General features: G+C 61.6%; 19 protein-coding genes. 7 read left to right on the top strand and 12 right to left on the bottom strand.

All coding sequences use genetic code 11. From position 1 onward, the window contains the following. Positions 1 to 382 precede the first annotated feature (382 nt). From B133_RS0106675 to B133_RS0106690, 4 genes are all read left to right on the top strand, one after another. Positions 383 to 1378 carry a helix-turn-helix transcriptional regulator gene (locus B133_RS0106675; RefSeq protein ID WP_018599954.1) on the top strand — a complete coding sequence of 332 codons (996 nt, stop codon included), beginning with the start codon at positions 383 to 385 and terminating at the stop codon, positions 1376 to 1378. A 226-nt stretch (positions 1379 to 1604) separates the two neighbouring features. Next, positions 1605 to 1871, top strand: coding sequence for a hypothetical protein (locus B133_RS0106680; RefSeq protein ID WP_157625794.1), 267 nt, complete (start codon positions 1605 to 1607; stop codon positions 1869 to 1871). Then, positions 1871 to 2527 (top strand): AmiS/UreI family transporter, encoded by a 657-nt coding sequence (locus B133_RS0106685; protein ID WP_036418989.1) that lies wholly within the window; start codon positions 1871 to 1873, stop codon positions 2525 to 2527. The genes B133_RS0106680 and B133_RS0106685 overlap by 1 nt, the downstream gene beginning before the upstream one ends. A gap of 265 nt (positions 2528 to 2792) precedes the next feature. After that, the gene (locus B133_RS0106690) at positions 2793 to 3401 is read left to right on the top strand and encodes an LGFP repeat-containing protein (protein ID WP_018599957.1); all 609 of its coding nucleotides are present in this window, start codon (positions 2793 to 2795) and stop codon (positions 3399 to 3401) included. 129 nt (positions 3402 to 3530) lie between these two features. Here B133_RS0106690 and B133_RS0106695 read toward each other — a convergent pair whose 3' ends face one another. From B133_RS0106695 to B133_RS0106730, 8 genes are all read right to left on the bottom strand, one after another. Next, complete coding sequence (locus tag B133_RS0106695) at positions 3531 to 4475, bottom strand: PDR/VanB family oxidoreductase (protein ID WP_018599958.1); 945 nt, start codon at positions 4473 to 4475, stop codon at positions 3531 to 3533. A gap of 36 nt (positions 4476 to 4511) precedes the next feature. Continuing rightward, a complete protein-coding gene (locus B133_RS0106700) occupies positions 4512 to 5756 on the bottom strand; it encodes a cytochrome P450 (protein WP_018599959.1) in 1245 nt (414 codons plus the stop codon). Positions 5757 to 5802: 46 nt separating this feature from the next. Further along, positions 5803 to 7560, bottom strand: coding sequence for an ABC transporter ATP-binding protein (locus B133_RS22425; protein WP_232423263.1), 1758 nt, complete (start codon positions 7558 to 7560; stop codon positions 5803 to 5805). Positions 7561 to 7643: 83 nt separating this feature from the next. After that, the gene (locus B133_RS22430) at positions 7644 to 8507 is read right to left on the bottom strand and encodes an ABC transporter permease (RefSeq protein WP_157625796.1); all 864 of its coding nucleotides are present in this window, start codon (positions 8505 to 8507) and stop codon (positions 7644 to 7646) included. A 56-nt stretch (positions 8508 to 8563) separates the two neighbouring features. Then, complete coding sequence (locus B133_RS0106715; protein ID WP_232423353.1) at positions 8564 to 9571, bottom strand: ABC transporter permease; 1008 nt, start codon at positions 9569 to 9571, stop codon at positions 8564 to 8566. Positions 9572 to 9610: 39 nt separating this feature from the next. After that, complete coding sequence (locus tag B133_RS0106720) at positions 9611 to 11236, bottom strand: ABC transporter substrate-binding protein (protein WP_018599964.1); 1626 nt, start codon at positions 11234 to 11236, stop codon at positions 9611 to 9613. A 252-nt stretch (positions 11237 to 11488) separates the two neighbouring features. Next, positions 11489 to 11908, bottom strand: a complete 420-nt coding sequence (locus B133_RS0106725) for an aconitase X swivel domain-containing protein (RefSeq protein ID WP_018599965.1) — start codon at positions 11906 to 11908, stop codon at positions 11489 to 11491. Beyond that, entirely contained in the window at positions 11905 to 13161 is a 1257-nt protein-coding gene (locus tag B133_RS0106730) for an aconitase X catalytic domain-containing protein (RefSeq protein ID WP_026256067.1), read from the bottom strand. The genes B133_RS0106725 and B133_RS0106730 overlap by 4 nt, the downstream gene beginning before the upstream one ends. A gap of 214 nt (positions 13162 to 13375) precedes the next feature. Between B133_RS0106730 and B133_RS0106735 the strand changes: the two genes are divergently transcribed. Then, positions 13376 to 14266 (top strand): dihydrodipicolinate synthase family protein, encoded by an 891-nt coding sequence (locus tag B133_RS0106735; RefSeq protein WP_026256068.1) that lies wholly within the window; start codon positions 13376 to 13378, stop codon positions 14264 to 14266. Positions 14267 to 14426: 160 nt separating this feature from the next. Next, entirely contained in the window at positions 14427 to 15104 is a 678-nt protein-coding gene (locus B133_RS22435) for a GntR family transcriptional regulator (RefSeq protein ID WP_018599968.1), read from the top strand. Here the strand turns inward: B133_RS22435 and B133_RS0106745 are convergent. The 4 genes from B133_RS0106745 to B133_RS0106760 form a co-directional block, all read right to left on the bottom strand. Further along, positions 15101 to 15823 carry an aldehyde dehydrogenase family protein gene (locus B133_RS0106745; protein WP_018599969.1) on the bottom strand — a complete coding sequence of 241 codons (723 nt, stop codon included), beginning with the start codon at positions 15821 to 15823 and terminating at the stop codon, positions 15101 to 15103. The genes B133_RS22435 and B133_RS0106745 overlap by 4 nt on opposite strands. 63 nt (positions 15824 to 15886) lie before the next feature. Then, entirely contained in the window at positions 15887 to 17389 is a 1503-nt protein-coding gene (locus B133_RS0106750; protein ID WP_018599970.1) for an aldehyde dehydrogenase family protein, read from the bottom strand. Between the two features lie 148 nt (positions 17390 to 17537). Then, the gene (locus B133_RS0106755) at positions 17538 to 18041 is read right to left on the bottom strand and encodes a hypothetical protein (protein WP_036418460.1); all 504 of its coding nucleotides are present in this window, start codon (positions 18039 to 18041) and stop codon (positions 17538 to 17540) included. A gap of 2 nt (positions 18042 to 18043) precedes the next feature. Beyond that, on the bottom strand, positions 18044 to 19654 hold the full coding sequence (locus B133_RS0106760) for a GMC family oxidoreductase (protein ID WP_018599972.1): 1611 nt from the start codon (positions 19652 to 19654) through the stop codon (positions 18044 to 18046). A 908-nt stretch (positions 19655 to 20562) separates the two neighbouring features. On the opposite strand from B133_RS0106760, the gene B133_RS0106765 reads away from it, so the two are divergent. Continuing rightward, positions 20563 to 21231, top strand: a complete 669-nt coding sequence (locus B133_RS0106765; RefSeq protein WP_157625797.1) for a hypothetical protein — start codon at positions 20563 to 20565, stop codon at positions 21229 to 21231. The last annotated feature ends 68 nt before the right edge of the window (positions 21232 to 21299 follow it).

Raw genomic sequence — 21299 nt, forward strand, 5'->3', positions numbered from 1 at the left:
GTACGGGACGGGGTGGATCGACGGCGATCCTGGTGCGAAGGTGTCGGGTGAGTTTCGGCATGTGTCGTGGCCCCTGTCGTGTGACGGTGAACTCTCGACAGCGTAGAAACGGCCGCATCGCCCCGGCTATGGGAGGAATCTCCCATTTGACACCCACCCGGTTTCGTCACCGTCGCGACGTTGGAATACTCGCCAAATACGTCCTGTCAATGATGGTTTCGAGGTTGGTGGCATTTCCGAACATTGAGAGAACTGCCAATGGCATGCGAATTTTCTGGAAGCGGCATGGATTCGCAGTTCGAGGCATACAATCCGCGAGACCGCGGTCTGTGACAGACAGGGCGGACCAGTTCGAGTGAACTGCAGGAAGGGACTTCTGGCGATGGCAAGCACCTACGCCGCGATGCTCGACAGTGATAGCAGCATCGAAAGCCGAGCAAGCGAGGTGCTCGACGCCCTCGGCAAACGGGTGGCGTCGTCGGCCTCGGCGATCTGCCTGTGGGACCCGATTCAGCGCCGGCACCTGTCCATCGCAAACCATGGATACCCCGACGAGGTCATGGATCACTTCAACAACTGGTTTGTCGAGCACGACCCGCTGTTCGATGCGATGCGCAGGCGCAGCTTGGGGGCACTGCGGTGGCGCGATTTTCCGGCCTACCGCACGACGTACTCGGTGACCGGGGTTTTCGCGCCGGCTGGCTTCGACGAGGGACTGTCGGCTCGGTTGGTCACGGCTGAGGGCAGTTACGCCGGCACCATCCACGTCAACTGCGACGATCCGCGTTATCCGAGCGATGACGATGTGGACGAGATCAACACGCTGCGCCTGCAAATGGCCGAACATCTGGACCTCTCGGTGAGGCCGCGGATGGTGGCCGAACTGATGGGGCCGGAAGCTCAGGCCTGGGCGGTTGACAGGACCGGCCGTGCGCACTTGTTGCGGCTGGGGAGCCAGTGGGATTCGCCGATCGATCAGGCGCTTGTCCGTGAGATGGCGTCGACCGTGGTGGGGGGCGCGACGACGCGTTGGCATGACGGCACAGGCTGGCTGCATGTGCGGCGTATCGGAACCGCGCCCCGATTCCGGCAAGACAGCCTCCACGCGGTCATGTTGATCACTCGCGTCGCACTGCCTTACGGGATCACACCTCGCGAACTCGATGCACTTACCCTCGCTGCACGGGGCTTGACCAACAACCAGATCGCGGCCCAGCTGTTCATCAGCGTTCGCACTGCGGGACACCATCTGGAGAGTGCGACTGCCAAGCTCGGCGCCAGTAACCGGGCGTCGTGCGTGTCCCAGGCCATGGCCTGGGGACTGCTATCCGGCAGAATGCTGCGTGACCTTGACACTCGGGGCATGGCGGCAGGGTGAATTCGGGGTACGGGTGCCGTCGCCGCAGTAGGCTACGGCACTGCTCACTGTGCTGGGCGTACATCTATCGGTAGGTCGTCATCGACCAAGAATTCTGCAGATTCATTGGATTCGGGCGCGAGCTTCATCGGGTAGTCCCAAATGGGAGATTCCTCCCATAGCCGGGGGGATGCGGCCGTTTCTACGCTGTCGAGAGTTCACCGTCACACGACAGGGGCCACGACACATGCCGAAACTCACCCCACACCGCCCCAGCGCGGTCGTTCACCTGCAGGACTGTTCCTGGGCAACGGAGTCACGGGCTGGCTTCATGCATCTAACACCCAAGGATGAAGAGCCGCTGTTCACCGCTGAAAGTCTCGATTTGTACGAAATCATCTCGCGCCCAGCTGCTTCCCGGTGGATCAGCCGGTCCAACTCGCTGTGCGAAAAGGCCTCGACGCACGAAAAGGCTTTGCTGAGTGATCAGTCCGCGGAATGGATCGGCCGCTGATGGGTAATGTCGGACTGCTTTTCGTCGGAGTGGTGCTGCTTGTCAATGGGCTGACAGCGATCGGAGTCGTCGATCCGCGGGGAGCCGCGCCGCTGAATTTGTTCGTGGGATCCGCTCAGATTGTCGTGCCGACGCTGATACTTGCGCAGTCGGGGGGCGATCTCGCCATCGTGAACGCGGCCTGGCCGAGTTATCTGTTCGGGTTCACCTACCTGTGGTTCGGTCTGATTCAGATCTTCGGCATCGACGCGCGGGGATTCGGTTGGTACTGCTCGTTTGTCGCGGTGATCGTGACTTTCTTTGCGATCAAGAGCGTCGGCACGGACCCGGTGTTCGCCGTCATCTGGGCGACCTGGGCAATCATCTGGGCGTTGTTCTTCGTGATGCTCGGGCTTGGCGTAGCCAAGGCGGGGCGGGTCGACTTGGGGTATTTCACCGGTTGGTTCGTGATTCTGCTGGGTATCCCGACGTGCACCGTGCCGGGCCTCCTACTGCTTAACGGGGTGTGGACGACGTCGGTATCAGCGGGCTTCGGTGCGCTCGCGGTGTTGGTGCTCGCGACAGTGCTCTCAGTGGCACTGGCGCAGCGCAGCGCCCGCCGTAACTTGGCAGCTGATGCCCATTCTCATGAATCTGGGGCAGATTTACGCGTCTGAATTGCGTTGTGTCTCGTGACAAGGCTTCCCGCAGAGGCCGCAGTCACGAAAGTCATTGGGGCGGGTACATAGTGGATTTCATCGGGCATTGGTGATCCCATACTCAGGTACGCTGGCTTACTTTCTATGACCCAACGGTAGGTCTGTGCGGAGTTACGAAGACCGCAATTGCCCGCGCCGCTCAAGAGCTTCGGCTATAGTCCGGGCCGGGCGAGGGTTCGGCTATAACTCGACCCAGACCACCGGAAGACGTGAGAGGAAGCCCATGAGGACGATCGCATACCGCCGCACGGCAGTCGTCGGTCTAACCGCTGTCGCGCTGATCACTGTGGGCTGCAGCAATGGCACGAACGTCGACGCGTCAATGCCGCCTCAGGTCGGGTTGATCTCCACCTCCACATCTGAAACCCCGGTGCAGCCCGCCGAAGTGAAGCTCATCGGGGAGAGAGACGTCGAGGTGACGCTGACCGGCCCGATCGCTGCCAAGTACTCGTCGGCGACCACGAGCCAGAAGGACGCTCTGGGTAAGCCGCTGACGGGTGATCACAACGCGGGAACGCGGGAGAGTGGCGTGGTGTTCCAGCAGTTCCAGGGCGGCGTAATCGTCGCCAAGAACGACGAGGCGGGCACACCTGCGTATATCACCTGGGGCAAGATCCGGGAGGCCTGGAATGTCCAGCGCGATCCGGACGGCGTGCCTGCGGTCACCGGCAATAATGGCTCGGCAGGTCCGCTGGGCGTGCCCACCAGCGACGAGAATGCCGACGGCGATCTGCTCGTGTCGACGTTCGAGCACGGCAAGATCGCGTACAACACGAAGACCGGCCAGGTCGAGGTGACGGTCAACGGCAAGGTCGTTCCATCCGGGCTGTAGACAGTGGCGCCTACCTGCCCACTAGGTCGGTGCGGACACGATGCCTTTTTGCTGGACGGTGTCAGCACGCCGCCCTGGTGGTGAGCGCCGAGGCCGAAGGCTCTTCGGCGCGATGACACTGCACCATACTCATATCGTGAGTTCGAGTCGCGGACAACCTCTTTCGGCCCGAGACACACAGATCAGCATGCTGGTTTGCTCCTGCTGCTCGCCTTCACTCAAAATGGAGTCGCGATGTTCCGCGCGCCCAGAGACGATGGTAGTGAGGCATGTTCCACATGTACCTTCGCCACACGATGAGAAGACCGGGACACCGGCTTCCTCTGCGACCGCCAGAATCGAGCGTCCGACGGGAACGGTGACGGTAATACCGCTGTCGACGAACTCCACCTCGAATTCTTCATCTTCCCAGCTAGTTTCGACATCCTTTGGCGCAAAGCGCTCCACGTGGAGATTGTCGAGCGCGGATACCATCTGGGCTTCCACCGCCTTTAGCAGTGGCTCCGGCCCGCACGCATACACGTGAGCGCCGGGTGATTCTGCCACGGCGGTGGCGATATCGAGCAGCCCCACCTCATCCTGCGGCGCGATCGTGACCCGATCGCCAAAGCGGGCGAGTTCGTCGACGAAGGCCATCGACCTCCTGGTCCTGCCGCCGTACAGCAGTGTCCAGTCAGCACCTTCGGCGTTGGCCTGCGTAATCATCGGCAGGATCGGTGTGATCCCTATACCCCCCGCGATGAACAGGTACTTCGACGCCGATTCGAGTGCAAAGTTGTTCCGTGGTGCACTGACCTGCACGTGGTCACCTGTATGCAGTTTTCCGAAGATGAATTCGGATCCGCCGCGGCCGGCCGGCTCCCGCAACACCCCGACCCGCCACTGGGTGTGATCGCTGGGATCCGATGACAGCGAGTACTGCCGGATGAGGTCGCTGTCGAGAACGAGATCGATGTGAGATCCCGGTTCCCAAGAAGGTAATTCACCGCCGTCGGGCCGTTGCAGGATCAGCGAAATGACCCCTTCTGATTCGTCGCGGCGCTCCCGAATGATCAGTTGAATATGGGTCGGCACAATCGTCCTTCAATCGAACGTGGAAAGGTTGGGAGTTCAGCGGCGGCGTAGTGCGACGGGAAGCGCTTTCAGCTCGTGCAACAACGATGCGGGATCCCATCGCGCTTCACCGGCCAGCTCTACCGCGATGGAGTTGCCGGCAAGTTCGGCGAGCAGAACCTCGCTGAGTGCCTGAACGACACTGCGCCCGGCGCACACGTAGAAGCCGCCGCCGAAGCTGAACTGCTTGACACGATTCGCACGGTCCAGCCGATATGTAGCCGGATCGTCGAACACTTCCGGGTCGCGATTTCCGAGCAGCCACGCCATCTGGATGTTCGTGCCCCGCGGGATCAGTACGTCGTCGTATACGAAATCTTCTACTGCCCAGCGTGATAACGCTGTGATCGCCGAGTGAAGGCGGACTCCCTCTTGGTAGGCCGCGGTGGCGAAGCTCATCACCGGGCGGTCCGTCGCCTCGGGTTGCAAGCCCGCCTCCAGCAACGCATAGACCACCGAACTCAATATCGCCCCGAGGGTGTGAAACCCGTCGATGAGCGCCGCACCGAGGTGCACAAACGGGTCAGCAGGTCGGCCGAGATCATCCATTGTGGCGTACTCGGCCACCAGTTCGGTCAGCAGCGGGTATTCCCCGCCCGCGGCAGCCCGCGACATCGACGCGTTCAGCAGATCCATGTATTCGTGCGCCGAGGTGTTCGATCTGACGATGACGTCCCGGCTCGGCCTCAGGGTGAATGAGGCCTGCACCTGGCCGGCCAGGTGCACCAATTCGGTTGCTTCTTCGACCGTCAATCCGAGTACATGACTCCAGAACTGGGCCACTGCCGGACGGGCCACATCCTTAACGAAGTCGACCTGCTCCCGCGCTATCGCATCATCGAGCAGGGTCCGAACGATCTGGACGAAGGTGTCGTGAAAGCGACCCACGCTCTTCGGCGTGAACAACCTCATCAGAAGTTGCTTGCCCGGTTTGTGAACCGGGGGCTGCCAGGAGAAGGTGTTGGCACCGAACAGCCGATTGAGCCCGCTCTTGTCGACGTCACCGAAGCTTTCGAACATGACATCTATCGGCTGATGGGTGCTGCCGGGGTGCGCCCGCAGCGCGGCAAGATCGGCGTTGCTATACACCACGACGTCGCCCCAGGAGGTCCGCATTAGGCCTTTATATGGACGCGTGAAGAGGTCAGCCGTGACCCACCCGAAGTCGGTGCCGAAGTCAGGACGGTCGAACTCTTCCATGATGGGGAGGTCGTCGATTCCACGTTGAGTGATCGTTCCCACTGTTACTCCTCGTATGAGTTTCGGTCGGGCTGCGCGAACGCGTCTGTCACCCAGTCAGTTTGGTGGGCCCGGTCATGCAATTTTGTTCGACATCCCCTTCAGCACTCGGCATCCGCGGAAGATCACGAAGGAGCTGTTGCGTGTAGGGATGCTGCGGATTGTCGAGGACCTGCTGAGTCGTGCCTGCCTCCACCACCCTCCCGCGGGCGAGCACCACGACCCGCTGGGCGATGCTGCTGACAACCGCCAAGTTATGCGTGATGAACAACATCGACAGCCCACGGTCGACCTGGAGCCGCCGCAACCGCTCGACCACCATCGCCTGCACTGAAACATCGAGCGCCGAGGTGATTTCGTCGCACACCAGCACGTCCGGATTCACCAGCAGTGCCCGCGCGATCGCGACACGTTGCCGCTCACCTCCCGAGAGGTGACCCGGCATGCGGTCAGCGTAAGTCTCAGTAAGGGCTACTTCGCCGAGGACCTGCCGAATGCGGGTGTCACGCTCGGACCGGGACAGCTTATAGAACAACCTAAGCGGCTCTTCCAGACTCTGCGCCACGGTCGCCCGCGGATTCAGCGATGAATACGGATTTTGGAAGATGTATTGCATACGTCGACGCTGATCCATCGATCGTTTACCCGCATCCGGCATGACGCTCTCCGAATCGAGCGTCAGCGTTCCAGCCCAGTTTTTGTTGAGGCCGACTATGCATCGCGCCAAAGTCGTTTTTCCCGAACCGGATTCACCAACGATGGCGGTGCACTCGCCGGGCTTCAGTTCGAGATCGATATTGTGAAGTGCCTGAACCTTGCCGAACCACGCATCCAGGTTTTCGACTCGCATGATGGGCATGGCATCGCTGAGATGCACCGGAACTCGCGTACCCGCGAGCAGATCTCCGCTATCGCGCATCGCGTGGACACAGCTCGCCCAGTGCCCCTGCCGGATCGGTGTCGCAGCCGGAACTTCTTTTCGGCATTCGTCCGTGGCGACCTGACATCGGCTCGCGAACGAGCATCCTGCCGGCCACGCGCCCGGACGGGGCGGACTGCCAGCGATGCCTTGGAGTTTGGTCGGATTGTCCACGTCCGGAATCGCGTTCAGCAGGCCACGGGTGTACTGGTGCGCGGGCCGCCGAAAGACATCGTCAGTGTTGCCCATTTCGACGATGCGCCCGGCGTACATGACCGCGGTGTAGTCGGCGATGTTGGCGACTACAGCCAGGTCATGGCTGACGTAGATCGCACTCGATTTATAGCGGTCGGTCAGTTGACAGACCGTCTCCAAAACGCGCCGCTGCGTGGTCACGTCCAGACCTGTTGTGGGCTCGTCGAGGACCACCACCGAGGGCCGGCAGGCGAATGCCATCGCGATCGCGACACGCTGCTGCTGGCCCCCAGAAAGTTGATGCGGGTAGCTGCGCAGGATGCGGTCCTCCGGGGGCAGGCCGACCCCCTCGAGTAGTTCCCGAACCCTCACATCGATATCGCCTTCGACGCTGCCGGCATGGTTGGTCAGCGCTTCGCGTACCTGTGCGCCTACACGTATCGCGGGATTCAGGCCGCTGGTGGGATCCTGTGGGACGTAGGAGATAACGCGGCCGCGGACATCGCGTAGTTGACGGTCTTTGAGCCCGAGAATATTGACGCCGTCAATCACGGCCGACCCCGATACCACCTTCAACCCGGGCCGGGCCAAGCCGAGCAGACTCAACGACGCCGTGCTCTTTCCGGATCCTGACTCGCCAACCAGGGCAAGGATTTTGCCGGGCTCCAGGGTGACGGAGAAGTCGGCAACCACAGGGGTGTCGTGGTCCGCCAGCGCGATATTCACACCATTGACGACCAGCCGCAGCGGCGAGGGGGGTGTTGGGTTCGTTGAAGTCATTGCTGATCCTGGGGAAGTGAGGAGCTGAGCTCAAGTGATTCGGCACCACGTTCGCCCAGACTGACGCGCGCCAGGGCATCAGTGAACATGTTGGTGCCGACGGCCAGAAGGGCAAGCAAGACAGTGGGGACGACCACACCCCAGGGATTGATGCCCAGTCCGATGCGATTCTCGTTGATCATCACGCCCCAGGACGGCGCTGGCGGCCGCACCCCGAAACCGAGAAAGTTCAGGCCGGCGATCATGATGATCGAATAGCTCAGCCGCAGACCCGCTTCCACCGACAACGGCGTGATCAGGTTGGGCAGCACCTGCCCAATGAAAATGCGGTGCCGTTTGGCTCCCCAGAGCCGGACGACCTTGACATAGTCTTGTTCGCACACGTTCTGGGCGCAGGAGTACACCACCCGGGCCGTCTGCGGTGCTTGCGATATTGCGACCGCCAGGACGATCAGGATCTGCGATTGTCCGGAGATGCTCACCAGAACCAACGCGAAGACCAATTGCGGGATGACCAACAGGACATCGGCCGAGCGCATGAGAAGGAGTTCGGTCCAACCACCTTCGTACGCGGCGACGATGCCGACCGCAGAACCAACTAGCAGAATCACGGCGGTCGCCACCGCCGCCGAGACAAGCAGCTGCAGCCCACCGTCGAGCGTGCGATCCAGGACGCTGCGGCCAAGTTGGTCGGTGCCGAACAATCCGGCGGCACCGCCCGGTGTACTCATCGGCGGTGCAACAAAATTCGTTGTATCCGTGGTACTCACCAGGAGCGGACCGATGACAGCGGTCGCGACGGGGATTGCTGCCAGCAGCAGTCCCCAGCGGCCACGACGACTACGCGTCGCTGCGGCCACGGACCGCAGTATGCCGCCCTGTCGTCGTCCTTTTGAGCGTGCGGCGTTGGAGAAGATCATCGAGGGAACCTCCGCCTCGGGGTGGCGACGAGTACCAGAACATCGGCCAGGATGTTCACGCAGACGTAGAAGATCGCGAGAAGAACAACGACAAACTGCAACACCGGGATGTCCCGAGTGTTGATGGCATCGACCAACAATCTGCCAATTCCCGGGTAAGTGAAGACGGTCTCTACCATGACGATTCCGCCGGCGAGATAGAGCAGATTCAGCCCTACGACCTGAATGGTCGGCGCTAACGCGTTAGGTAGCGCGTGCCGGATCAATACCCGCCACGGCGCGGTGCCTTTCAGGACCGCGACCTCGCAATAGTCCGAGGCGAGTGCTTCGATGGTGGCCGCACGTACCATTCGGTACACGTACGGCGTCACGACGATCATCAACGTCAGGATCGGCAACACCATCTTTTCGGGTTGAGTCCATATCGGTGTGTCCGGCGGCACTGATGACAACGCGGGGAAAAACTTCAACGGTCCGACGGCCAAGGCCAGCAGAACAAGAACGCCGACCACAAACTCCGGCAACGAAGCGGCTACCAGCGATACCACTCCGAGTACGGTGTCCGCGAAGCCGTCGGGGCGGCGCGCCGTCCACATGCCGGCGGCCACTCCGACCACCGTGGAGAGCACGAGCACCACCGCGACCAGGGCTGCCGAGTTGAGAAGCTTCGGCTCCACGACCTGCCAGACCGGGCGGTGCTGCGTCAGGGAAGTACCGAAATCTCCATGCAGGAAACCCCATGACCAGTCGAAGAAGGCCTGCAGGGCCGGTTTGTCGAGCCCGAGCTGAGCTCGTAGTGCGGCCAGCCTTTCCGGTGTGGCGAGCTGACCGAGGATCGCCTGCGCGGCGTCACCCGGCAGGATCACAGTGGCCCAGTACACGATCACCGCAGCAACGATGACGGACAGAATTCCCAAGGGAATTCGCCGCGCGAGCAACTGCAGCACGGGGCGTGGTGGCTTGGGCTGGTCCCCGACGATAGCTGTCGCGGGCTCGATTGTCATTTCACTCACGACAAATCTCCTCTGATACAGCTGCTTTCGTCAGTCGACCCAGATGTTGGCCCAGAAGAGACCGTTGGGTCCGAGGCCGTTAGCGGTCGGCTCGATACCGTGCACCCGAGGAGAGCTGGCGTCGATCGTGGGGTAGTAGTAGGGGACGATGTTTCCACCGCGGTCGTACTCGATCCTCTGCATCTGGTGGGCAATGTCCTTCTGCTTGCCTGGATCAAGGGTCGAAACCGCCTCGGCGTACAAGGCGTTGTATTCCGGATCGTTTTGATGACTCTGGTTGAACGTCCCTCGGTCACCGTCCATCGCCATGCCGGCCACGATGAGGTAGGGAGTCGTCGGCCAGAAGTCTTGCCCCAGCTGTGTTTTCCCAAGAGACTTGTCGTAGTATTCGGTCACGCTCTGTTGCTGAACGTTGAGCTGGATACCAACGTCCTTGAGCTGCGTCGCCAAAACCTCTGCAGCTGGGACCATTCCGGGACCGAATGGCGCCACCGGCATATTGATGACCAGATTCTCGGCGCCGGCCTCCTTGAGCAGCGCCTTGGCCTGGTCCAGATCCCGCTCTCGCTGCGGGATCGAGCTGTCGTACAGCGGGTCGAGCTTGCCGACGATGTCATTGCCGATCTGGCCCTGTCCGCCGAACACCTGCTGCACCATCGCATTCCGGTCGATCGTCAGACGTACCGCCTGTCGGACACGGACATCATTGAACGGTGCGAGCAACCAATTGGTGGTGAACATGCCCAGTGAACCGGACGGCTTGCTATAGACCTGCTGTCCACTGTTCTTCAACACCGTGGCCGAGTTGTTGGACAGCTGGTTGACGACGTCGACCTGATCCGACTGCAGCGCGTTGACCGCAGAGCCCTCGTCGCCAATATTGGTGACGATGAACGTATCCACATACGGTCCCGGGCCGTCCCAGTATTCCGCGTTGCGCGTGAAGGTGCTGCCAGTTCCCGGCGTGAAGGACTGGTACTTGAACGGTCCCGTACCGTCGGGATCCTTGGGGTCGAAATCTCGGGGCACCATGATGGTGTAGTTCAGCGCTAGCGCCTCGCGCAGCACCGAATATGGCCGAGAGTATTTGACGATCAGGGTGGTTGGATCCGCGACCTTGGTCGCCGCGAAGTCGATCGGCCCGAGCGGAGCTGCAGAGAAGTACTTATTGTCGATGATCCGACGCAAGCTGTAGAGGACATCGTCAGCGGTATACGGTTTGCCCTTGTGCGTCTTGATATTCGGGTGGATCTTGATGGTCCACTCCAGGCCGGTGGCGTCCGGTTCGACCGACTGTGCCAGTGACATGACCAGCTGCCCGTTGTTATCGAGCCGCATCAAGCCGTCGTAGAGCGCGTAAGCCCGGGCCCAGTCCGCGGTGTTCGCCGGGTTCTGGCCGTCGAGGGTGTCTGCCGATCCGCCGCCGAGATAGCCGAGTGTCAGCGTGCCACCAGTCTTGGGCTGGCCACCGCCACCGCCGGCGCCGCTATTAGTGCCACCGCCCCCGCAGGCCGCCAAGGCGCCGCCGACGGCCAGCGCAGCGGCCCCGCCACCCGCGGCGCGGAGAAAGGAGCGTCGACTCCAGGTGCCCGACGCCGTCGGTAGGTAAAGCCCTGGCTGTGCGTGTTCTGCGGGATTCACCACTACTTCCTCCATCGATTCGACCTAAGCTACCGGGAGGAATCCCGCAGCCCTGACTGTTGTCGACAATGTACCATCGGGAAGCGGGATTTCGAAGGGAAATTTATATTTTTCTGACGAGCTGCCGAACCCTGGCGCAAGCCCCGAATCTTTCAGCCACCGCAGCGCCGGGACCGTTATTTTCTAGTGCGCAAACAGCTTTGGCCGACCAGCGGTCGGCTCGTATCGGCTTCTCGTCGCGGCGCGCGGCGCGAACCGCCGAGACTTCTACTCGCGACTCGCGAAGAGGGCGCCACCAGCGTCGACGGTGATGGTATGCGGACCAACCAGCTCTGGCATCTCGGGAAGGATCAGCACTGTGGGACCAGTCCGGTAGATCTCCCAAGCGGCGGCGGCCGCCACCGTCAAGATGGCATCTCGTTCAGTCAGTAGGAGAATGGCCGGGGCCGTACCAAGGCGCACGCATTCCAGAAAAGTGCTACTCGATGAGCTCGACCCCCGTGTCGCCCCCATTAGCAAGGCAGTCGCGGCCAAGCTGACGCCATGTTGTGGATGATTACGATCGATGATCGTGCCGGTCTGATCGTCGACGCCGCCCCAGAAACTGACGGGCTCACGAAGAGTGAGCAACGGGCCCGAGGCCGATCCGCCCAGGAGTAATTCGGCGTTGATCTGCTGTCTCGTCATCGAAGCGACCCATCCGTCACGGTGATCTCACCGCGGACGGCGCTGAGCAGGCAATCGGTGACGCTTGCGAGCATGACCGAGAAGCCCAGGTGTGCCGGCGCGTAGTACGCCCATTTCGCCGAGTTGGTCATCACGGCCCCCTCGGGCTGCATGATCACCGATTGCCCATAAGTGCAGGTATCGCGGACTATGGTCACTCCACTGGCCTCCAAAATCTGTTGCGCCCCTGGCTCGGCCGCCAACACCGATCGGCTGGTGGTGGCATACGTCGGAACCCGAACCTGTTGACCACGCAGTTGGGTTGCCATCTCGACTAACTGGGTCCGGGACAGATGCGGGGTGCCGATGCTCACGCCACCCAATGGTTCACCGCTCGATGCGGTAGTGAGTTCGCGGCGTGCCTGCCGCAGGTCGTCGAGAGTGACGGACTCCAGGCGAACGGGGTCTTGCCCGTGCAGTGCGGTGGCCAGGTCCGGCGCCTCGGGTGTGACACCCACGAGGTGGAACAGCGCGACACCGCCGCTGCTGGCTGCCGCCGCGCCGAAGTTCTTGCCCCAATCCTCGGTGATCTGTACCGAGCTCAAGCCCGAGAGGGCGGGGATGAGACTGCCCGTTCGACGTCCAATGTGGTGCCCCAGCAGTGAGGGAAGCAGATCGGAATCCGTTGCCTCCACCACGTCATCGCCGACCGTGAACACCATCTCGGCTCGCCGATTGGCCTCGACATGCAGGCCGCAGTAAGGAACTCGGCCGGTGATAGCCGCGCAGATATCGATCAGGTCCCCATAGCGGTTGGTGCGCAGGCCAATCATGCTGTTGCCGAAAACGATTGCATTCGACTCGGCCCATGCGACGTCTTCACCGAATGCCGGACGACCGGGCAGCTGATACGGAGCACAGGTGAATGTGGGTCTGCACCCCAGGCTCACGTATCCCGTCATGAGCTCGCGGGCTGCGGCGCCCACCGGCTCGGCACCGCGGAACAGGTCAGGCCGGGTCAGATCGAGACCACCGACGTTCAATGTGGTCGGAACGCTGACCTGAGCCCCACCCTCGACGAGTGTCCGGACGAAATCCAGACTCGACGGTCCGTGGTACAGGCAACTGTCAACATGTGCCGACTTCACAGTGAGCAGCCGCGGCGCGGCTTGCGTCCGGGCCGCCGCCATAACAATGCGCATTGCCAGCGCGGTGGCCGCCCCGTGACTCCCGGCTAACATTTCGGCCTCAAGCTCTGTTAACTCCACGGACATCGTTCGCGTCCTACTCTCCGGATAGCGCTCAGCAAGTCAGCTGCTTCCTGGCCGAGCTTGTGGATGTGCGAAACCGGTTTCGGCGCAGACCTTCTCGCACTCACCGCGTCACGATAGACGAGGCGCTCACTGAAAACTGTGAGTTGACGATACGTGTTTGCACCCTGCACAATTGTTGCACATTGTCGACAACACTCAAAAGGGGTTCGAAAATATGACTGGACAGCCGTGGCACGGGGTGGTGGTGGCCAGTGCGCTGCCGTTCAACGAAGATCTGTCGGTCGACTACGACAGCTTTGCTGAGCACGTGCGCTGGCTCGCGGCCAACGGCTGCTCCGGCATCACTCCGAACGGATCGCTCGGCGAATACCAGTGCTTGAACCCCGAGGAGCGAGCCAAGGTCGTAGAGGTTGCCGTTGAAGCGGCTCCCGAAGGCTTTTCGGTGGTGCCGGGCACCGGCGCGTACGGCGCACGGGAATCGGCGGCATGGGCGCAGCAAGCGAAAGACGCCGGTGCGCAGGCGATTCTGCAGCTTCCTCCGAACGCTTACCGCACCGACGAGACCATCGTCTATGACCACTTCAAGACAGTCGCCAAAGTTGGTATCCCAGTGGTGGCCTATAACAATCCGCACGACACCAAGACGGATCTGTCGCCGGAGCTCCTGGCGAGGATGCACGCCGACGGCTTGATCGTCGCTGTCAAGGAATTCAGTGGCGACGTCCGGCGGATCTACGAGATCGCCGAGCTGGCACCCGAACTCGACGTTTTGATCGGTACCGATGATGTCCTGCTCGAGTTGGCCATCGCTGGCGCCAAGGGCTGGATCGCCGGATACCCCAACGCCTTGCCGGCGGCCTGTGTGGAATTGTTCAACCTCGCGGTGGCAAAAGACATCGAGAAGGCCTTGCCGATGTACCGGGACCTGCACTCGCTGCTGAGGTGGGATTCGAAACCCGCGTTCGTCCAGGCGATCAAGCTGTCGATGGACATCGTGGGTCGCAAGGGCGGCCCTTGCCGGGCACCTCGCCTGCCGCTCTCGCCGGACGCGGACGCGGTGGTGCGCAAGGACACCGAAAAGGCCATCGCTGACGGGTACAAGTAACCGCCTGGGGATCGGCCGGCGGCCCGTGTGCCGCCCGCCGATCCCTGACGGGCCCAATGACTTGAGAAGACACGTTCGCCGTTGTCCTTCAACAGGAGCGCGTACCAGCGCAAGCGACTCGGTATACTGTCGACCAAATCCCGTTAAGGGGGGAAGGTTAGTGACGACGTTCGAGCCGCTCCAACACCAGAAAACGCCGAGTGCGGCGTTCATTCAGATTCGAGAAGCGATTCTCACCGGCGCATTGCCGCCAGGGACACAGTTGCGCGAGGCGCATATCGCCACCGAAATGAAGATCAGCCGGTCTCCGGTTCGAGAAGCACTTAGTCGACTCGAAGAGGAAGGGCTCGTCGAAAAAGTCGCCTTTCGTGGCGCATTCGTCGCTTCCGTCTCCCCGGTTACTGTCGCCGAGATCGCGCAGATCCGGGTCCTCGTCGAGCCGTATGTCGTTAATCTCGCTTTGGCCGGGTTGAGCGCTTCAGACTGGAAAATTCTAGAAGGACTGGTCGCCAAGCTCGATCGGGCCACGGACCAAAACAACAAGGCGGCGCAGATTGAGACCCATTTGGCGTTCCACCGTTTCTTTTACGAGCGGTGTGGCAACGCTCAATTGCTGGCGCTGTGGATGAGCTGGGAATCCAAACTGAAGTTGTTCCTCATCCTCGACCATGAAGCCTTCGCAGATATTCACGGGGTCGCCGCAGTGCACACCGAACTCTGCGAGATCTTCCGGTCCGGGGATCGGGATCGAATCCTCTCAGCGGTCGCCCACCATATCCATGACGCACCCGGAACCGAAGTGTCTGACGGGCACGCGGTTTCCTCCCCCGACGTCTAAGACGGCGGGGGAGGTGTCAGCACCCCGTCGATACGGCGTGGAATACGACTGTAACCGTCGCGCAACTCTTCGGGGAGTGCCGCTTCGGGGGCGTTCTGAAATGTGATCGGGCGCAGAAACCTACGGACCGCGGTCGCGCCGACAGAGGTATGTGAGGAATTGGTGGCCGGCCACGGACCGGCATGGGTTTGCGCCCAAGACACCGCCACGCGAATTGCGCTGTGCGCGACCAGTTCCGCTCCACCGTGCAAGCCGAAGACAATACCCAGAATGTCTGCGGGGACGCCGTAGGCGGTGGCGGCAGACACCAGGATGTCGTAGGAGAGCTTGGACGTGGCCGGGTGGGATTCGTGCGCTTTGACAATCACCGGACACCCCGCGGCCAAAGCTGAGGCGGTATCACCACCCACAACGGAGAACGCGAAGGGGTCGATAGTGGCTTCCAGGTAGCTGCCCTCATGCAGTACCTCACCAAAAAACCTCAACTGAAAAGCCGCCCGCGTCAGCTCGCCCTTCAGTTTCGCATCCGCGAAACCTGTTTCCAATGACGCGGTTTCGACGAGTTCAGTGCGGTGCTCCTCGACCGCCGAAGCCATTGCGTCGAGCAGTTCTGCGCGAGACTCGCGTGCCATGTCTGCCATTGCCAGCGCCACCGCCGCGGCCCGCCGAACCAGTTCGTGGACCGCCTTAGAAGCGGCGGGTTGGGCGACCGGGGGCAATGGCGGACATGGAGTTTAAGCCTCTGCGTTAGTCGTTGTAGGAGCGCCGCGGCGGGAACCGACTCAGTCGAGGGAGATCCCGATCTGCTTGACGCGGGTGAATTCTTCGACTCCCAAGGAGCCGCCTTCCTTCCCGTATCCGGACTGATTGAATCCACCGATGGGGAGATCTGGTGCGACGACCAGATGATTGTTGATCCACACGTTTCCGAAGTTGAGCGCGTTGACCACCCGCATGGCACGGCCCACGTCGCGGGTCCACACCGATCCCGCCAGTCCGAAGTCGACGGCGTTGGCCTTCTCAATAGCGTCAGCTTCGTCGGTGAAAGTCTGAATCGTGATCACCGGTGCGAAGATCTCCTGCTGGACGAGGTCGTCATCTTGCTGGAGCCCGACGATCAGGGTCGGTTCCAGGAAGAATCCGGGCAGCTCACCACGGCCGCCGCCGTAGACAACTTTCGCATGCGGAGGACGGTTGGCAATCAACGCTTCAGCACGGTCTCGCTGCTTGGCCGAGATCAGCGGCCCCAGATCCGTGGACTCGTCGGTGGTGTCACCAACCTTGATCTTCTTCAGTTGATCGATGATCGCGTCGACCCACTTGTCTACGACCGACTCGGCCACAATCATCCGCGAGGCCGCCATACATTCCTGACCGGCGTTGTAAAGTGCTGCACCTACCAGCTTTTCGGGAGCGGTGTCGAAATCGACATCATCGAACACGACGACGGGGGCGTTGCCTCCGAGTTCCAGCACCGTCTTGTTGGGTCGCGCGGCCGCCGCGGCGGCGATGTGGCGGCCCGTCACGGTGGAGCCGGTGAACGACACCAGGTTGACGCCGGGGTGGCCGGCCAGAGCACTGCCCACAGTCGAACCGAACCCGTTGACGATGTTGACGACGCCGGCAGGCAGATGTTTCTGCGCAAGTTCGGCGAAGGCAACCGCGGTGAGCGGAGTCAGCTCTGCAGGCTTGAGGACGACGGTGTTTCCTGCCGCGAGCGCAGGCATGATCTTCCATACGGCCTGCCACAGCGGATAGTTCCACGGGGTGATGCCGGCGACCACACCCAACGGCTCACGACGCACGAATGTGGTTGTGCCGGAGACATATTCGGTCGCTGCTTGAGCGTTCAGCTGGCGGGCTGCACCAGCGAAGTGACGTACCGAATCTGCGATATCGGGCAGCTCCTCCTCGCGGGCGGCAGTAATTGGCTTGCCCGCGTCGATCACTTCGATCGCAGTAAACTCCGCGAGCCGGTCAGTGAATTCCGCTGAGATTGCGTGCAAGATGTGCGAGCGTTCGCGAGGCGACAAGACAGCCCAGCCAGGTTGGGCACGACGTGCTGCATCCACCGCAGCGTCGACGTCAGCGACGCTCGCCGCGCGGAAGCTCGTGATGGTCTGTCCTGTTGCCGGGTTGACGACATCGATTGTCTCGTCACCCGAACCCTCGACCCACTTACCGTCGATGAGATTGGCGACCGTCGGCAGGTTCGGCGCGTTGAATGTCACGAGGGCTCCTTGAGGCTGGGGGACAAGGCCTGCTGCATCAACCAAGCCGTCCATCTGTTGCGCGTTGTCGACAATATGCCAAATTTGCACCGCATGGCAAGTCCGAAAATTGCTGTTTCCTCAGCGAATTACCGACGTTTGCAGCGCAGCGACAACGAAGGGGAGCTGCGAGGCCGCGCCTGCAGCACAGGGTTTTTCGGCGTCATTCGCCAGTTGTCGACACGTAAATCGATCCACGTTCGATCACCGGATCCAGCAGGCCGCTGCCAATCTCGTCAGCGGCCAGTGATATCGGCGCCGGGTCGCGGCGTTGGCCCGGATAACCGATGAGTGTCTTGACCTGGGGTGTCATGAAATATGCGCCGGCCACCACCGAAGACAACGGATCGAAGACTGCACGATCATCGCGCCACAGCTGCTTGAGGGTCTGCCACATCTCAGCCTTAGGCACTGCGGCGAGGCGGCCCACCGCGGCCATGACGGTGTCAAAAACATCCACGCGAGCCGAAAGGGCCAGTTGCAGAAATACCACATAGTCCTCGACGTCGCTGGGTTTGGGGTTCTGTCCGGTCGCCGGGATCAGTGAGTCGGCGATTCGAAGCAACACTTCCTGCTCTTTGTCGCTGAGTGGGCGCGGAGGTCGACTCCGATGTGGCGGCACCGAAAGTCGTTGTTGCAGAGCGCGTTCACCATCTAATGCAGTCATGATCAGGCCTTTCCGGATAGCTGTTCGACGACCTTGCGACCCACTCGCAGCGCCAGCGCGGTGATGGTGCTGGTCGGATTCGCCGATCCGGAGGTGACGAAGATGCTGCCATCGGCGATGAAGAGGTTCTGCACGTCATGGGACCTGCCGAAGGAATCGACGACGGATGTGGCCGGGTCGTCGCCCATTCGGGCCGTCCCGAGCAGGTGGCCAGGTTGGTCTACCCAGAGCTCCTGGGTGATGATTTTTGTCGCGCCTCCTGCTTTATGCAGCTCGACCAGCCTGTCCACGGTCCACCGGAGCAGCGCTCGCGTGTTATCACTGATGCGGTACTCGATCTTTGGTGCAGGCAGACCGTCGGAGTCGACGAGATCGGGCGACAACGTGACACGGTTGTGCTCCTCAGGAAGATCCTCGGTATTGGCCGCCCACAGGATCCCGTTTTGAGCCGACCGGGCGATGTCGTGCACGGCTGGCCCCCACACATCATCGAAGTCGAAGTCGCGATGGGCCTCTATCGCATTCAGCGGACCAGGGGTCGGCAACACCTGACACTTCGATCCGCGGAGGAATCCGCGGGACTTGTCGGTCTCGTAGAACTGCAGCGAATGGATCAGTTGACCGGCAGGTCCCTGCCAGCTGTCCAGCGGCTCGTCGTAGAAACCCAGCGCCGAGCAGTTCGGGTGCAGCATGAGGTTCCGTCCGACGAGGCCTGACGAGTTTGCCAAGCCGTCGGGATGAGTCTCGTCCGCGGACATCAGCAGGAGACGCGAGGTGCCAATTCCATTGGCGCACAGTATGACTACGCGGGCCGGCTGAAACACCACGCTTCCATTGCGGTCGATGTACTCGGCTCCGGTTGCCAACCCGTCGGCACCCGTACAGATTTTGCGCACCCGCGCACCGGTTATCACCTGCGCACCGAGTTGTACGGCTTGCGGCATGTAGATCAGATCGAACGATGCTTTGGCGCCTTGCGGGCATCCCCATTCACAGGTACCCCAACGCCCGCACTGTTCAAGGGTTTTGAATTTCTGACTGGCGATCGCGTTGGTACCGGGCCACCAATGCCAGCCCAGTTTGTTCGCTGATTCGGCGGCCTTGACACCGGCCTTGCCTAGAGGGTTGGGCGGCAATGGGTAGGCCAACCCGTCCGGGTAGGCAGTGTCGCCGCCAACACCCGCTACACCGATGAATGCGTCGACCTCATCGTGGTAAGGCTTGAGGTCGTCGTAACTGATGGGCCAGTCGTCGGCGACACCGTCGAGTGACTTGACCCGGAAGTCCGAGGGAACCAACCGTGGCCACTCTGCGCCGTAGTAGATCGAGCTGCCGCCCACTGCGTTGAACATGACCGGCCACATGTCTGATTCGGTGACATCGACCGGATAGTCGGAGGGCAGTTGTCGAACATTGGGGTCATGCGCCCAGTCGTGCTGAATGAGCAGTTCCCACTCCGGATGATTGGCGGGAAAGTCATTGGGATTTACCCAATCTCCCTGTTCCAAGCAGATGACGTCGAGCCCCGCTGCTGCAGCCGTGTGACTGACCACCGCCCCCGACGGACCGGCGCCGACGACCAGGACATCTACCGGTTTGACTATTGTCGACATTGTCCAATGGTACGAGCGACGGGGATGTCGCGTCAACGCAACGCCGGTTTAGCAGCAGCGTCCGTCCGACGCGATGGCGGCAATGCTGACACTCGGCTGCGGCGTGCGTCACCCAGGAGGCGAAGACTTAGCCGCCGACGTAAAGGTGGTGGCTACCGGGGCGAACCGCGGCCCATGCACGTCGTCGATGTCAGCGCTTCCGACGGCGATCCTGGATACGCGGGCTGTTCGCTGGACGGCTACAGCGGGGTAGGCGCTGCCGAGGTTGCCGCTCTACCCGAAACCTTGCCGAGCAGGATCGAGTGGATGCCCTGGCCGGTTTGCTAAGAACATCGTGTTCCTCAGCTTTGATGAGATGCGTCGCGCTGATGCGGCACTGCGCATCGTCCTTGATCTCTGAGCACTGCGCCGTCGTCGCATCGGATCAAAATGTCTGGTCTCAAATAGCCTGGCAGGCAGTAGTTTTGAAATTGCGAGAAGCCTGAGACGGTATTGCGGTTGGCGGTCTCGTCTGTTCGGACAGTTCAGTTCTGCCTACCCGGCCACCAGAAGAATTCGCGGATAGGGGGTTGCGTGCTCGACTGCCACAGACCCGATGTCGAATGGCAGCTCCACGTCTGCGTTCGCTGCCGCGAAACGTCACCGAGGTTACTGGTTAACCCGTCGTATTCGTTTCCGCCGTGTTCTTGGAAGCGCAGTGGTGAATATCTGCCATAATTCCGGCAAGAAGCCAGAGACTGGCTTGGGCGGCTATGCACGAGCCAGGGAGATTGCCTCATAGAGTGACAACCACCGCGCAGTTAGCTGCGCGATAGCTGGAATCCCCGAGGTGGCCGGGGGACGGTCTGAGGTCAACACAGCCAATCAATTGGAAACGCCTGCGGGCGCACGAGCGCGATAGGGAATTGATGAAGAAGAAGCTTGCGGCAGCGATCAGCGTCGCTGCCGCCGCTCTAGGCACCAGTGTCGCGCTCTGCTCGCCAGCGGCGGCTGACACGGATTGCCCGTACGACATGAGCACCGCAGCGGGGCAGCAAGCCTTGGTCGATGCAACTGTTGCTGCGTCCAACCAAGTCAGCAGCGACGAGGCGTCATACGGCCCGACGGGTGACCAGGCGCTGGCCGACCAAGACCGCCAAATTCAAACAGACAACAGCCGCCTGATACTCGCATGTTCAGGAAATTCATCACAGGCATCCTCACAGGCCCTAGCCAATTCCGACCAAATGGTCGCGAACGACCAAGCCGCTGCCGAACAGCAGGCCGCCGAACTCGCAGCCATGAACGCACCGGAGCCGGGAGTCCTTGCAAACGGTCAACCCGACTGCGGGTACTACCAGGCCCAGATCGACAGCATCCCGACGCCCGTCGAAATCGGGTTCCTGAAACTGCCAAGCACACTTGACCCGCAGAACGTGGTGCTCACTTGCGGGCTAGCAAACTCCGTCATCGGCGGGGCAGACCTCCTGACAGGCAACCTGCCGAGCGCGATCGAGAGCGGGCAGCAAGCCGGCCAGGCGTTCTGCAACAGCACTGCCCGCATAATCCCCTTCGTGACGCTGCCCCTACCTTGCTAGACGGCTCAAAACGAAACGGTGCTTGGGGGACAGCTTCGTCTTCAATCGAACCCGGAAAGCTGCTCGGG

The sequence above is a fragment of the Mycobacterium sp. 155 genome, from assembly GCF_000373905.1.
GTDB lineage: Bacteria > Actinomycetota > Actinomycetes > Mycobacteriales > Mycobacteriaceae > Mycobacterium.

What these genes read in the sequence shown, in the direction of transcription:
- B133_RS0106680 (WP_157625794.1), top strand. Translation starts at nt 1,605, where the DNA reads ATGCCGAAACTCACCCCACACCGCCCCAGCGCGGTCGTTCACCTGCAG.
- B133_RS0106765 (WP_157625797.1), top strand. Translation starts at nt 20,563, where the DNA reads ATGAAGAAGAAGCTTGCGGCAGCGATCAGCGTCGCTGCCGCCGCTCTA.
- B133_RS0106730 (WP_026256067.1), bottom strand. Translation starts at nt 13,161, where the DNA reads ATGTCCGTGGAGTTAACAGAGCTTGAGGCCGAAATGTTAGCCGGGAGT.
- B133_RS0106750 (WP_018599970.1), bottom strand. Translation starts at nt 17,389, where the DNA reads ATGGACGGCTTGGTTGATGCAGCAGGCCTTGTCCCCCAGCCTCAAGGA.
- B133_RS0106760 (WP_018599972.1), bottom strand. Translation starts at nt 19,654, where the DNA reads ATGTCGACAATAGTCAAACCGGTAGATGTCCTGGTCGTCGGCGCCGGT.
- B133_RS0106715 (WP_232423353.1), bottom strand. Translation starts at nt 9,571, where the DNA reads ATGACAATCGAGCCCGCGACAGCTATCGTCGGGGACCAGCCCAAGCCA.
- B133_RS0106725 (WP_018599965.1), bottom strand. Translation starts at nt 11,908, where the DNA reads ATGACGAGACAGCAGATCAACGCCGAATTACTCCTGGGCGGATCGGCC.
- B133_RS0106675 (WP_018599954.1), top strand. Translation starts at nt 383, where the DNA reads ATGGCAAGCACCTACGCCGCGATGCTCGACAGTGATAGCAGCATCGAA.
- B133_RS0106690 (WP_018599957.1), top strand. Translation starts at nt 2,793, where the DNA reads ATGAGGACGATCGCATACCGCCGCACGGCAGTCGTCGGTCTAACCGCT.
- B133_RS0106720 (WP_018599964.1), bottom strand. Translation starts at nt 11,236, where the DNA reads ATGGAGGAAGTAGTGGTGAATCCCGCAGAACACGCACAGCCAGGGCTT.
- B133_RS0106735 (WP_026256068.1), top strand. Translation starts at nt 13,376, where the DNA reads ATGACTGGACAGCCGTGGCACGGGGTGGTGGTGGCCAGTGCGCTGCCG.
- B133_RS0106685 (WP_036418989.1), top strand. Translation starts at nt 1,871, where the DNA reads ATGGGTAATGTCGGACTGCTTTTCGTCGGAGTGGTGCTGCTTGTCAAT.
- B133_RS0106755 (WP_036418460.1), bottom strand. Translation starts at nt 18,041, where the DNA reads ATGACTGCATTAGATGGTGAACGCGCTCTGCAACAACGACTTTCGGTG.